The following is a 14,169-nucleotide window of genomic DNA, read 5'->3' on the forward strand; positions in this document are numbered from 1 at the left end:
ATTAATCCTACATTTCAGTTTTTAAAGTAGGCATTGGCGGTAAAAAGTCTGATTTTATCAGTTGATCTGTATCATACAGTTCTAAACTCACAGGACCTGCGGCATATGGAGCCAATTCGTAAAGCTGATAATCAAAAGTAACACCACCCGATTGATTGATATAGAAATTTTCACTTACTTTAAAGTCTTCTTTGCTAATAGAGGGTTCCATATCATTTTCTTGGCACCAATATTCGTACTGTTTCCATAAAGCATCTTTAAGTGCATCCATTTTTCCATTGACTACAATATCTTTTAGCCCAATGCGCTTTTTGCTTTTTAAGTCAAAGATATAATCTTCAAAAGTTGATATACCATGAGCTCCGCCAGAATATTCCGAGCTAACTTTCGAAATTTGAACATATTGACCAAATTGTCCATTAAAGCGATAAACTACACTTTCTGACCAGTTATTAAGCCCCTCAGCTTGGGTTTGATTTAATTGCTTTTGCTTTTCTGATGCGGGAGTAAGTGCATCTGCATAATCTTTACGGATTTCTTTATCAACGACTTGATCAATCCAACCAATATTACTTTTAAGTGCAATTGCTTCTTTAGAAGTACATACAACACCCTCAACATCTGGATTAGGTCCACAAATTTTGGGTTGTTCAAATTTCACAAGAAAACTACTCGCTATCATTGCAGGAATTTGATTTTCTTCTTTTTGAGAGTCTTCATTAGCTTTTATATTGGACGTTTTTTCTGCTTTTTCTACAGGTTTCTCCTCAGCTTTTTTAACACAGCCACTTAATATAAGTGGTATTACGACCAAGCCAAGCATAGTTTTATTCATTAATATTACCCTTACACAATTTCATTTATCTTTTAAATTAAGTTTTAAAGAATTTAAAATTCACAAATATTTTAATTGAATTAATACTGTCTTTATATTGAGATATAGTTTTTTTTGATAAACCGCATTTATTTAATCATAATTATTCAATAGAATGCCAATGTAAAATCTTGATAAGAAAATAAAATATGATGTGGATTAAATTTATATTGTACCCTGTGGGCATGTTTGTACTGTGGCAAATCATTTTCATCAGCGAACAGCTTTCTTTAGAATTTTTAAATGCACCAGAAATACTTGTAGCTATAATAGCCCTGATCATAAATTGTGGTATGCAAATTTGGATTGGCTATAAAGTTCCTCAATTAGCACCGAAATATAAATTTGTAGCGAGTACTACATACATTATCTTATTCACTTTTTTAGTAGCAATTTATTCAACAACTATTTTATTAGAAGGCTTAAAAGTTGCCCCTCAAGCAATTTGGCTAGGTTATTTATTTTTTCATGTCGTTGGAATGGCTCTATATTTTGCAAATAATACCGATGAATTCTGCTTGGAAAATTTACTAAAATAATTCAGCACATTGTTCTCTACTTTCTTTTTCATAATTTTTTGTCAAAAAACATCATATTAGACAAATTTTCGTATAAATTACCCTTCTAGGTGAGCTGAGCAATCTAAAGGAATGAAATGACGCTTAAACAATTAAAAGCTTTTTTAGCACTTGCGCGTACACTCAACTATGCCAATGCATCTTTAGAGCTACATCTAAGCCAGTCTGCTTTAAGTCTTACCATCAAGAGTTTAGAAGAAGAGTTAGGCGGTAAATTGTTTAACCGTAACACACGTCGTGTTGAGCTTACCCAAGAAGGTAAATCCCTCATTCCCTATGCTAAAAAATTACTCGCCAATTGGGATGAAATGGAGAACGATGTCAAACAACGTTTTAAGCTTAATCGTGGAACCTTAAGTATTGCCTCAATGCCCTTTGTAACTCATGCAATTCTACCTGAGGTGATTCATCAATTTTTAGAACTTCATCCAAACCTAAACTTTTCAATTCACGATATTCCAAATGAGACCATTATAGAAAAAGTACAGGATGGTATTTTTGAGCTTGGTATTTGTTTTGAACCAGATCTCACCGAAGGCTTAGAGTTTAAACCTCTATTTGAAGAAGATTTCTTGGCTCTATTGCCAAAGACTCACCCACTTGCTCAATCGTCTTCTATTACATGGCATGAGCTTTGTTCAAATCCATTCGTAACTTTACAGAAACCTTCAATTGTTCGATATTTAGTTGAGCAAAATTGTTTGCGAAATAATATAACGCTCGATTTGAAAGTTGAATGTCATCAAATTTCATCACTTTCAAGTTTTGTAGCTTATGGAATTGGAGTAAGTGCGATTCCAAGGCACTTTGCTAAACACATTGATAAAGAACATAACGTATTGATTGAATTAAAGGATGAATCTATTCATAAGACTGTAGGAATTGTTTATAAAAAGAACTTTGAAATTTCAAATATTTCGACTCAATTTATTGAGGCTTTAGTTCAATATAAATTTTAAAAAATTAAAGACTGCATTTTAGGATGAGCTAAGCAGACGCTTAAGCTAAATTTATTAATTACTATAATTTTCAATACCATGAGATGATTTTTTAAAGTATTTTGCTTTATGTTCTTCTCATCTTTTGTAGGTAACTTGATAGTATTCATTGATTATACTTATTAATCCTTTAAAAAAATTAACTTCTATAACACGAAATGAGATGCTAAAACTAAGATTACTAAGGGATATAGGATAACAATAGAATGAATAAAGTTTATGCCAATGCAGAGGCAGCACTGAAAGACGTTATTGCAGATAATCAAACACTTGCTGTTGGCGGTTTTGGTTTATGCGGAATTCCTGAAAAACTAATTGTTGCAGTTAAGCAAAGTGGTGTGACTGGTCTTACTTGTATTTCGAATAACGCAGGTGTAGATGATTTTGGTTTAGGTATTTTGCTTCAAACCAAACAGATCAAAAAAATGATTTCTTCTTATGTTGGTGAAAACAAAGAATTTGAGCGCCAATATTTAAATGGTGAACTCGATGTTGAACTTACACCACAAGGTACTTTAGCTGAAAAGTTACGTGCTGGCGGTGCAGGAATTCCAGCATTTTATACTCAGACTGGCGTCGGTACACTCATTGCCGAAGGTAAAGAAGAACGTACTTTTCATGGCAAAAACTACATCTTAGAAGAATCTTTAACAGCAGATGTTGCTCTTGTTAAGGCCTATAAAGCAGACAAAGCGGGTAATTTAGTATTCCGTAAAACTGCTCAAAATTTTAATCCTGAATGTGCGATGGCTGGAAAAATTACTATCGCAGAAGTTGAACAGGTTGTTGAAATTGGTGAATTGGATCCGGATGAAATCCATTTAGCAGGTATTTACGTAAACCGCATTGTACTTAATGCCACGCCAGAAAAGCGCATTGAACAAAAAACCATACGCACGGAGGCAGTATAAAATGGCTTGGTCACGTAATGAAATGGCACAACGTGCTGCAAAAGAACTTGAAGACGGTTTTTATGTCAATTTAGGTATTGGCTTACCTACTCTAGTTGCCAACTATATTCCTGAAAATATTAATGTTTGGCTTCAATCTGAAAACGGTTTATTAGGTATTGGCGAGTTTCCAACTGAAGAAACGGTTGATGCTGATTTGATTAATGCGGGTAAACAAACAGTTACTGCTCGCCCTGGCGCTGCTTTTTTCTCAAGCTCAGAATCTTTTGCCATGATCCGTGGTGGCCATGTAAACATTGCCATTTTAGGTGCAATGGAAGTTTCTGAAAATGGTGACTTGGCTAACTGGATGATTCCGGGTAAGAAAGTCAAAGGTATGGGCGGCGCAATGGACTTGGTTGTTGGTGTCCAAAAAGTTGTAGTGCTTATGGAACACTGCGCAAAAGATGGTACGCCAAAAATTGTGAAAAACTGTAGTTTGCCTTTAACAGGTAAAGGTGTGGTTCATCGCGTAATTACTGACCTAGGTGTAATGGACATTACTCCACAAGGTGTTGAGCTGATTGAACTTGCTAAAGATGTCACGCTTGAACAAATTCAAGCTGTTACAGGCGTCGAATTTTACAAAACCTTAGTCGCATAAATTTTAATTTTTAGTAAGAAATATAAGACTTAAGTTAGAAAGTGAGCTTAAGTCTTAACCCTTTTAAGCACCGGATGTGCTGTTTATAAATAAGAACGAGAAGGATTTTTCAGCTATGGAAAAACAGCAAGGAATTTTTGAAAGATTTGCTCTTCGGATTAGTGACTGGTCTGAAAAATGGTTTCCTGATTCATATATTTTTGCATTACTAGGCGTCATTATTGTGTCTGTTGCCGCCTTAGGTATCGGTGCGCCAATTCACGATGTCGCGACTTCTTTCGGTAACGGTTTCTGGAGTCTTATTCCCTTTACCCTGCAAATGACGATGCTCATTATTGTAGGTTATGTCGTTTCTGTTTCTAAGCCCGTAAAATTTCTTATTCAAAAAATGGCGCGTATTCCAAATTCTGGACGTGGTGCTATTGTTTTGGTTGCAACGGTTAGTTTGTTAATTTCACTGGTCAATTGGGCAGTAAGTACGATTCTTACTGCACTTTTAGTGATCGCATTAGCGAAACGTAAAGAGCTGAACATGGATTACCGCGCAGCAGCTGCGGCAGCAATCATTGGTATGGGTGCAACTTGGGCACTAGGAATCAGTTCTTCAGCAGCACAGCTTCAAGCAAATAAAACTAGTTTACCTGAGTCAATTTATAACCTGACAGGTGTTATTCCATTTACTGAAACGATTTTCCTTTGGCAATCTATTGCGATGACTATTATTTTAGTGATTGTTTCAATTGCGATCGCGTATTGGTCAGCTCCAAAAGGTAATAATGTTAAAACGATTGATAGTTTTGACGTTCAATTTGAAGAAGACAAACCACATGAGGAGAAATCAACGCGTCCGGGTGACTGGTTAGAAAACTCGCCGATTTTAACGATTATTGTGGTTGCTTTAGGCTTAATCTGGATGTTTTTTGAATTTTCAAAAAGTAATCCAATCATCGCTATTTCAAGCTTAAACACATACAACTTTGTTTTCTTAATGCTGGGTCTAGCGTTGCATGGAACACCACGAAACTTTTTAAATGCTGTTTCAAAGGCAGTTCCAGCCGTATCAGGCATCTTAATTCAGTTTCCACTTTACGGAAGCATCGCCTTTATTATGACGCAAGCTTTAAACAGCCAAGATTTATCGCTTTCGCACTATGTTGCTGAATTTTTCGTTTCAATCGCATCAAAAGAAACCTTCGCAATTGTGATGGGAATTTACTCTGCCATCCTTGGGTTCTTCGTACCATCTGGCGGTGGAAAATGGATTATCGAAGCCCCATATGTCATGCAAGCAGCAAATGATTTAAAAGTTCATTTAGGCTGGTCTGTACAAATTTATAATGCAGCTGAAGCTTTACCAAATTTGATCAATCCATTCTTTATGCTTCCAATGTTAGGTATTTTAAAACTAAAAGCAAAAGATGTGATTGGTTTTACAGTCACTCAGCTCATTGTGCATTTTCCGTTAGTTTTATTTTTATTGTGGTTCTTTGGAAGAACGCTTAGCTACACCCCACCCACTTTTTAATTTACTGGAGCTTTTAGTTTCGGCTAAAGGCAAATTTAACAAATACATCAATAAGAGATATTAAGATGAGTTCAATTGTTATAGTTTCAGGTAGCCGCACTGCAATGGGCGGTTTTCAAGGCAGCCTATCCGCTTTAACTGCACCAGAACTTGGCGCGGCTGTAATTCGTGAATCTATTCAACGTGCAGGTGTTGCACCTGACCAAGTAGATGAAGTTATTTTTGGTTGCGTATTGAGTGCAGCCATAGGTCAAGGTCCTGCTCGTCAGGCGATGCGTAAAGCTGGTGTACCAGATCATGTGGGTGCAGTCACCATCAATAAACTGTGTGGTTCTGCTATGAAAGCGGTGTTAATGGCTTCAGACACCTTAAAAGCTGGTAGTGCCAATATTATTGTTGCAGGTGGCATGGAATCTATGACCAATGCGCCTTATATTTTGCCGAAAGCTCGCGGTGGTTACCGTATGGGACATGGTGAAATTAAGGACCATATGTTTTTAGATGGTCTTGAAGATGCTGAAACAGGCCGCTTAATGGGTTCTTTTGCTCAAGACATGGCAAACACCAAAGGTTTTACACGTGAGCAAATGGATAATTTTGCGATTTCTTCTTTGAAAAAAGCGCAAACTGCCATTACCGAAGGTTATTTCAAAGAAGAAATTGTTCCTGTTGAAGTAAAGACACGTAAAGGTGTTGAAGTTATCGATCAAGATGAACAACCATTAAAAGCCAATCTTGAGAAGATCCCAACATTACGCCCAGCTTTTAGTAAAGATGGGACAATTACAGCTGCAAACTCAAGCTCAATTTCTGACGGTGCTGCTGCGTTAGTACTTACCACAGAAGAATATGCTCAAAACCATGGCTTAAATACTTTGGCAAAAATTGTTGCAACTTCAACTCATTCGCAGCATCCAAGCGAGTTTACCATTGCCCCGATTAGTGCGATTCAAAAAGTACTTGAGCGTGCTGGTTGGTCAGTTGACGAAGTAGATGCTTGGGAAATTAATGAAGCTTTTGCAATGGTAGCAATGGCACCAATTCATGATTTAGGTATCGATGAAGCAAAAGTCAACGTACATGGCGGTGCTTGTGCTTTAGGCCATCCTATTGGTGCAACTGGCTCAAGAATTATTCTTTCTCTTGTCTATGCTTTAAAACGACTAGGTAAAAAGAAAGGTGTTGCCGCATTATGTATTGGTGGTGGTGAAGCTACAGCTGTCGCAATTGAAATCTAAAAATCAAACCGCGCAGAAGGTGTAAGCGTTTTTCTTACACCTTCTTTTTTAGACTTTAAAAAGTTCATAACAGGTTTGGCGGAACCATTTATGGCTACTTTTATGATGGCAAGACATATGCCAATGTTGTTTAACATCATAAGTTGGGAAGTCTAGAGGTGCTGGTAAAATCTGTAAATTTTCTCTAACCAATAAAACTTGGCTTAAATAGTACGGCACCGTTGCGATTGCATCTGTTTCTTGAACAACTAATCCCACTCCAAGATAACTTGGTAATCGAATTAAAATATTTCGATCCAATCCTTTGTTCTGTAATTCATTTTTAATATGGTAGTGCCCGATTCCTGCATCAATATCAATATGATATTCACGCATATAATCATCTAAAGTGAAATTGTTTGGGTCTAAACGAGGATGGCTTTTTGAGCTAATCACCACATAATGCTGTTTAAAAAACTTTTGTTGATAAAAGCCTTCTTCTAACTGGGGTAAAAAGCCAATTGCGAGGTCAATTTCACCATTTGCCATTTGGTAGCTGGTTTCTGGCGTAATCGGCCTAATATTTAAGCGAATTAAAGGCGCTTTCTCTTTCAAATAGTTGGTTAATTGCGGTAATAAAACCAGATGAGAGACATCTGTCATCGCAATTGTAAAAAGCTGATCTGAAGTTAGCGGGTCAAAGTTCACACTAAAGTTATTAATGCTTTCAACTTTATCAATCACTTCACTAATGAGTGGAAAGATTTCTTTAGCCAATTCGGTTGGAATCATTTCATTTCCAACACGAATAAAAAGTGGATCATTAAAATGCTGACGGATTTTGTTCAGTCCATTACTAACGCTCGGTTGTGTAAGGCCAATAGCATCGGCAGCCATTGAAACGCTTTTAAACCGATAAATATGATAAAAAATATTTAGTAATCTACTATCTAGATCAAACAAAATTGTCTCCGTCTGGATCAAATAATCCATTCAAAAGGAATGAAATCAGGTATAGCATATATAAGAATGCCCACTAAATTTCTGAATTATTGATATATGGTCTAAATTAACAAAGAATCTAGACCATGAGCAATGCTTTATAAAGCCTTTCATCACAAAGACAAAGGTATGAGCTCTTTAATTGATTACTTTGTATGTAAATATGTTGAACACATCACATATCATTATAAATTTTAATCATGCTGAGTTTGGAAGCCCTTCCAGATTTGCTGAACTGATTTGTTATCACTCAAGTTATTTTTAAAAATATAAATATCTTGTGGCAGACAATACTCATTATGATCCAACATGACCAATTTTCCGGTAGCGAGATCTTCTTCTACATTAATTTTTGGAATCCATGCGACACCTAGACCTTGTAGCACAAGTTCTTTCAAATTGGTGGCATTGTCAGTCTCATATAAGGTTTTATAAATCAATTTACCTTCGATCAGTTGATCTACCAATTTTCGTAAATATGCATGCTTACTATAAGCAAGTAATGAAAAATTACTCTGAATTGTATGCTTAGGCGTATGGTCGGCCTCGGTAGCTGATACTGGAACAATCTCTGTTTCAGCAATCTTGATGCCACTTAAAATATCATCACCAACCCGATTAATATTAGATCGATCTGCATAACAAATCATAAAATCACAGGCGCCTTCTTTTAAAAGAGATAAGCCTTCACCACTATTCGTCGCGACAATTTCAATTTTTAAATCACGCATAAACGTTGGGAATTTTTTTAAAAAAGTAGTCAAAAAACCTGATGCTAATGAATGGACAACACAGAAACGAATCGTTGATTCGGTTTCATTTTTGATATTTTTAATCAGCTTGGCTGTTTCTTCTACCTGCTTCTCAATATTTTTAGACATGACCAACATAATTCGCCCAATGTCGGTAAATTCAATATTATTTTTATTATTTCGAATAATAACTTCAGCACCAATCATCTCTTCTATTTGCTGAATTCTACGCGTAAAAGCAGATTGACTAATAAATCGTTTTTCGGCTGCTTTTGAAATAGAACGCTCTCGTTCAAGTGTCAAAAGGTCTTCTACCCAACGTACTTCTAAGTTCATTTTTGCATTCCCTTTTTATAGTTATGTCCTTAATTTGTCTGGTTGGGAAGCTGAATAAATAGCTGAATAGATGAATGAAAAATATAAAACATGGGAGTACCTGCAAAAATGCGATGGAAGGATGGCAAAGCCAAACGATAAAAGTAAGTATTTAATAATTCTGACATAGAAAAGAGTGTAAGAGAATAAAAGACTTTCATTTAGCGCAACAACTCATACAAATATAAAATTATTATTCTAAAAATTATTTTAAATCAAAAAGTAAGGTTGATATAAATCAAGTAAATAACCATTTAAGCTTTAATAAAAACTAAAAATACCCTCATCGTTTTATCAAGTCTTAATTTTTATAAAAAAAGTCCGCACCTTGGGGAAGAATACGGACTGTAAAACTAAAATTTTGCTAATTTGATTATTTCAGGATTTAAGCTTTCTGACCTAATCAACTAGTTCAAATCAGAAGATATATTTGCAGTATAGTTCAACTAAATAAACCTGACTATTCTACTAAAGTATCTACCTGAGATTGACCTGAAACAAATTTTTAATATTCACCAATTAGATAATATAGCTTTCTTGAAATTTCAACCATCATATTCGCTGTATATTGAGTAATTTCAAAAACTTGCTTTTTCTGCGGATTGAATACCATATTATCTTTTTCATCACTAAAAAAGATATAAGTGGTGTATTTATCCATGTGATGGATATGCTCTTTTAAGCTTACTTTTTCCCCAGAATTGGGATCATAGGCGATAAACTTCATTCTCATGAATTTTGTCTCTATACTTACAGTCTTTTATCAAAATTTCAATAAAATTTAGATAAAACAATATTTTGATGGATAATATAAAATGGTTAAACTAAGAACTGATACTACTTGTAAGATAGGGGCACAATACTATTGGCCTTGTTTACAGAACTTTCGGCAGAAGCAATTGATTGCTCTGAGTCTTTAAGTAAACGGGAAGTTTTAGACTCACTTTTCTCTTCACCATGAAAAAGTACATAGTATGTAAAGCTACCCAAAATGATTAATGCGGCTGTGACTTTTAACATAAACTTAAAAACTAAGATTTTTTCGTATTATAGTGCCTTTTATGTGAAATGCATCACATTTTTATATAAATTTGTTAGACAAACTACATTTCTGGTTTAATTATCCTCATTAATTTAGTTGATATTTCACTTAAATTAACAAGTCTAAAATTTTGCATGCAGCTCTTTTTCAAATTACATCTTCATTTAGTTAATCATAGAACTTTTTATTTTTAATTTATCTAAAAAGTAAACTATTAATTTATAAAATAAAATTTAGATGTAATGTGTGAAGAAAAAAGTTTTTCTATTTTTAGGTTTAGAAAAGGAAAAAATTGATATGCAAAAAATGCATAATTAACTTGATAAATGCATTAGAAGTGAAGCATTTCGAAATCTAATATGAATTATCTACTCTACTAATTCGAAGTTTAATGATGAACGCTGAAATTACCACCCGTATTGAGAAGGATCTTATTGGTTATAGAGAAATCAATAATAATGATTATTACGGAGTTCAAACATTACGTGCTCTAGAAAACTTTAACTTAACGCAAAGCAAAGTTGGAAACTTCCCTCATTTAATTAAAGCATTAGCAATGGTAAAACTTGCTTGTGCTGAAGCGAACTATAATCTTAAAAGCTTAGATCAAACTAAATTTGAAGCGATTGAATACAGCTGTAATCAACTTATTCGCGGTAATTTTCACGACCAATTCCCGATTGATATGATGCAAGGCGGTGCTGGTACTTCAACCAATATGAATGCAAATGAAGTATTGGCGAATGTTGCTTTAGAATATATGGGACATTCTAAAGGTCAATATCAGTATCTACATCCTAATAACGACATTAACATGTCACAGTCAACAAATGACGTTTACCCTACTGCGATTCGCTTAGGTTTGTTATTGAGCTTAGATGAACTAAATCTTCCTTTTAATAACTTAATTTTAAGTTTCCGTAATAAATCTCAAGAGTTTGCTCACATCTTAAAAATGGGCCGTACTCAGTTACAAGATGCTGTGCCTATGACCTTAGGTCAAGAGTTTGGTGCTTTTGCAGTAACTCTACAAAAAGATCTGGAACAAATTAATACGCTTATTCCAAATGTTTTAGCTTATATGAACCTTGGTGGTACGGCGATTGGTACGGGAATTACCACTGAATATAGTTACCGTGAACTTGCGATTCAAGCGCTTGGAAAAATTTCTGGTAAGAAAATTAAGTCTGCTCCTGACTTAATCGAAGCAACTTCAGATATGGGTGACTTTGTTCTTTTATCTGGTTTATTAAAACGTACTGCTACTAAACTTTCAAAAATTGCCAATGACTTGCGTTTACTTTCAAGTGGCCCACGTACTGGTATTAATGAAATTAACTTAGAAGCTCGTCAACCGGGTAGTTCGATCATGCCGGGTAAAGTAAACCCAGTTATTCCTGAAGCGATGAACCTTGCTTGCTTCCAAATTATTGCAAATGATTTGGCTGTAACTTTAGCTGCTGAAGCTGGTCAATTACAGTTAAATGCAATGGAACCACTTATTGCATTCAAACTATTTGAATCTATGGATTTGCTTGGTAACGCGATGGCAATGTTCCAAAGTAAATGTATTGATACGATTACGGCAAACCCTGAGCATTGTAAAGCTTTAGTTGAAAACTCAATTGGTATTGTGACTGCACTTAACCCATATTTGGGTTATGAAACTACAACTCGTATTGCTAAAACTGCAAATGAAACTGGACAAAGTGTATTGGCACTCGTTCAGAACGAAGGCTTATTATCAGCACAAGTGCTTGATGATATCTTGTCGATTAATAATATGGTTAAACCAAAAATGTCGGCTTAATTCCTGAAAATAAAAAAGGAGCTTTTATAAGCTCCTTTTTTATTTATTCTATATTTTAAAAACTGAAAGTTGTAGAGAACTGAGCTGTACGTGGGTTACCTAAAAATAGGTAGTCATCACCCATAAATGCCCCTACATCACGCCAATATTTCTTATTAAATAAGTTATCAATATTGAATCTGAAGGTCGTGTCATGCCCAGCAAAATTTGTTTTATAGGCAGCACCAATATTAAAGACGCTATAGCCACCTACTTTTGCCGTTCCCTCTTTGTTTGCATATTTACTGCTACTGTATTGTATACCACTGAGTAATCTTAACCCTTCAACTGAAGGTACTTTATAAGATAACTGCGCAGTTGCGCGTACTTTCGGTACATTCTGAGTTTGATGACCTTTGTAGCTGTCATTATCAATGTCAACAAGACGAGATTTGGTGTATGTAATGCCAGAGCTTACGTCAACTGTATCGGTTAGGGCACCAGTTAAACCTAACTCAATACCTTGATTGTGCTGTTCACCTTGCTCAACAAATTCTAATTTTCCTGCAGAATTTGTAGTCGTATATTGATTGTCTTGTTTTAAATCAAAAATAGCTGCTGTTACCAAAAAGTTGCGAATTTGTTGCTTAACACCAAGTTCATATTGTTCAGAATTTCTAGGTGATAGGACTTGATAAGCATTCGCTTCTGCATACCATGGAGCTTCGCCACCATCCGATAAACCTTTGGCATATGAAGCATAAAGATTAGTCGTAGCAGTTGGGCTATACATAAGCGCCAATTGCGGTAAAAACTTATTTAAATCTGTATCTCGGCTTTGCTGACCATCTGGATCATAAGCTTGTTCATCAAGGTGAATAAGTTTTCCACCGAGTTGAGTTGACCATTGATCGTTAAATTGAACTCGGTCAGATATGGTGAAAGCAGTCTGATCACTTTCTAGAGCTTTATAGTAATTTCTTAAGTCAATCTCAGCTGGTGCATAATCCTTTGTTTCTTCATAGATATTACCTACTCCGATAGGGTCAAGCTCCATTGAATTGGAATTATAGCGTTTTAAGGTTTTATAAGTTCTTTGCAGTTCCAAAGCAACTTGATGCTGAATATTGCCAGTGTTGAATTGACCATTTAACCCAGCAGAAAACTGGTTAGTAATGCGTGTATCATCTGGACTACGAAAATCGTAAATACCGTAATTACCATCTTTATCAAAAGTATTATTTTGGCAAACCTCATTGCTATAACAAGCCCATGGAAAAGCGCTGTAATCATCAATCACAACACGACTTTGTGATGCACTTAAGCTACCATTCCATTGATCGTTAAATGCATATTGATATTTCAAACTCGCATTTACAGTGTTATTTACAACCGGTTTACTCCAAGACTGATAACCCAACAAACGGTCTTGATCTACATTTGTTGGTACTTCTTGCCCATCTAGCAGTTGATAACCCGGTACGGAGCGTTGGCTTTGATGCTGAGCCTCAATATCAAATAATAATTTAGAACGCTCATTAATTTTCCAGTCTAAAGCTACTGAACCAAACTCACGCTTACCATTTGCATGATCAACATTTGGATGAATACTTTCATGCGCTAAATTGACTCGATAGCCAAAATTATCATTAATAAAGCCGCCTACATCCGTTGCTAGTGTATAACCACCTTCCGAATTTGCATCTACAGTAATGTTTTTAACATCGGCTGGTCTTTTGGTTACATAGTTAATAACACCACCTGGTGTCGACATGCCACTTTGAATTGCAGAAATGCCTTTTAAAATTTCAACTTGCTCTTTATTTTCTAAAGCTACATTTTGCTCGCCACGTAAGGTGTGACCGTTAATGAGATAACTAGAGCCTAAATCGAGGGCAAAACCACGCGCTACAAAGTTTGGATAATAGCCAATAGCAGCGTAGCCATCTCCTAAAGATGAGTCATTTTTAATAACATCAGTTAGTGTTTTTGCATGTTGATCTGCTATGCGCTCAGAGGTAATGGTGGTAATAGATGCAGGAACTTTCTTTACTTCGCCTGTTTGAAAACCAGATAAATTAACTTTCTTTGATGTGTATAGCGCATCATTATTTTGGGTGGCGTTCACAGTAATGGTTGGGAGCTGAGAAACCTCCGCTTCATTTGCATAGACCACAGATGTCATCAGTGCAATAGATGAAGCCAATGCTGTTTTAGAGCATGTCATGAAGTGAAGATTTAGCGTGTGTCTGTCCATTGAATAACTACCTGCCCATACCGTGCATAAGATAAGTGTGTTAAAAATCGGAAGTATTCCATATTTTTAGCCACGCAAGAATACAGCTACAAATAGCCATAAACAACAAATTATATATTTTTTAGATTAAGTAAATTCTGTGTAATAAAGCATCATCATTATATAAATTTCATTTATTTTCTTTGAAATTGGGACTATAACTTTTT

At 35.4% G+C, this 14,169-nt stretch carries 12 protein-coding genes and 1 pseudogene; 7 read left to right on the top strand and 6 right to left on the bottom strand.

Annotation, left to right across the window (positions count from 1 at the left end; all coding sequences use genetic code 11):
• Positions 1–7 precede the first annotated feature (7 nt).
• Positions 8–835 (bottom strand): RsiV family protein, encoded by an 828-nt coding sequence (locus ACS604_RS01855; protein WP_151962769.1) that lies wholly within the window; start codon positions 833–835, stop codon positions 8–10.
• Between the two features lie 188 nt (positions 836–1,023).
• Between ACS604_RS01855 and ACS604_RS01860 the strand changes: the two genes are divergently transcribed.
• The 6 genes from ACS604_RS01860 to ACS604_RS01885 all read left to right on the top strand — a co-directional run bounded on the left by ACS604_RS01860 (position 1,024) and on the right by ACS604_RS01885 (position 6,767).
• Positions 1,024–1,413 (top strand): hypothetical protein, encoded by a 390-nt coding sequence (locus ACS604_RS01860; RefSeq protein WP_474769705.1) that lies wholly within the window; start codon positions 1,024–1,026, stop codon positions 1,411–1,413.
• 116 nt (positions 1,414–1,529) lie between these two features.
• Positions 1,530–2,411 (top strand): LysR family transcriptional regulator, encoded by an 882-nt coding sequence (locus tag ACS604_RS01865; protein ID WP_474769706.1) that lies wholly within the window; start codon positions 1,530–1,532, stop codon positions 2,409–2,411.
• Positions 2,412–2,656: 245 nt separating this feature from the next.
• Entirely contained in the window at positions 2,657–3,361 is a 705-nt protein-coding gene (locus tag ACS604_RS01870; protein ID WP_474769708.1) for a CoA transferase subunit A, read from the top strand.
• A gap of 1 nt (position 3,362) precedes the next feature.
• On the top strand, positions 3,363–4,004 hold the full coding sequence (locus tag ACS604_RS01875) for a 3-oxoacid CoA-transferase subunit B (RefSeq protein WP_004792490.1): 642 nt from the start codon (positions 3,363–3,365) through the stop codon (positions 4,002–4,004).
• A gap of 115 nt (positions 4,005–4,119) precedes the next feature.
• A complete protein-coding gene (locus ACS604_RS01880) occupies positions 4,120–5,529 on the top strand; it encodes a short-chain fatty acid transporter (RefSeq protein WP_474769710.1) in 1,410 nt (469 codons plus the stop codon).
• Between the two features lie 65 nt (positions 5,530–5,594).
• Complete coding sequence (locus ACS604_RS01885) at positions 5,595–6,767, top strand: thiolase family protein (RefSeq protein ID WP_474769712.1); 1,173 nt, start codon at positions 5,595–5,597, stop codon at positions 6,765–6,767.
• 48 nt (positions 6,768–6,815) lie between these two features.
• Here ACS604_RS01885 and ACS604_RS01890 read toward each other — a convergent pair whose 3' ends face one another.
• The 4 genes from ACS604_RS01890 to ACS604_RS01905 form a co-directional block, all read right to left on the bottom strand.
• A complete protein-coding gene (locus ACS604_RS01890; protein WP_003651675.1) occupies positions 6,816–7,709 on the bottom strand; it encodes a LysR family transcriptional regulator in 894 nt (297 codons plus the stop codon).
• A 233-nt stretch (positions 7,710–7,942) separates the two neighbouring features.
• Complete coding sequence (locus tag ACS604_RS01895) at positions 7,943–8,836, bottom strand: LysR substrate-binding domain-containing protein (protein WP_002113716.1); 894 nt, start codon at positions 8,834–8,836, stop codon at positions 7,943–7,945.
• A 544-nt stretch (positions 8,837–9,380) separates the two neighbouring features.
• Positions 9,381–9,602: a hypothetical protein gene (locus ACS604_RS01900; RefSeq protein ID WP_080645707.1), complete on the bottom strand. Its 222-nt coding sequence runs from the start codon at positions 9,600–9,602 to the stop codon at positions 9,381–9,383.
• Positions 9,603–9,712: 110 nt separating this feature from the next.
• Positions 9,713–9,895 carry a hypothetical protein gene (locus tag ACS604_RS01905; protein WP_474769717.1) on the bottom strand — a complete coding sequence of 61 codons (183 nt, stop codon included), beginning with the start codon at positions 9,893–9,895 and terminating at the stop codon, positions 9,713–9,715.
• Between the two features lie 413 nt (positions 9,896–10,308).
• Here ACS604_RS01905 and ACS604_RS01910 point away from each other — a divergent pair, with 413 nt between their 5' ends.
• Entirely contained in the window at positions 10,309–11,727 is a 1,419-nt protein-coding gene (locus ACS604_RS01910; protein WP_004792497.1) for an aspartate ammonia-lyase, read from the top strand.
• A gap of 55 nt (positions 11,728–11,782) precedes the next feature.
• Here the strand turns inward: ACS604_RS01910 and ACS604_RS01915 are convergent.
• A pseudogene (locus tag ACS604_RS01915) lies at positions 11,783–13,991 on the bottom strand (TonB-dependent siderophore receptor).
• Positions 13,992–14,169: the final 178 nt, after the last annotated feature.

Source organism: Acinetobacter sp. Li1LvA2 (genome assembly GCF_056156705.1).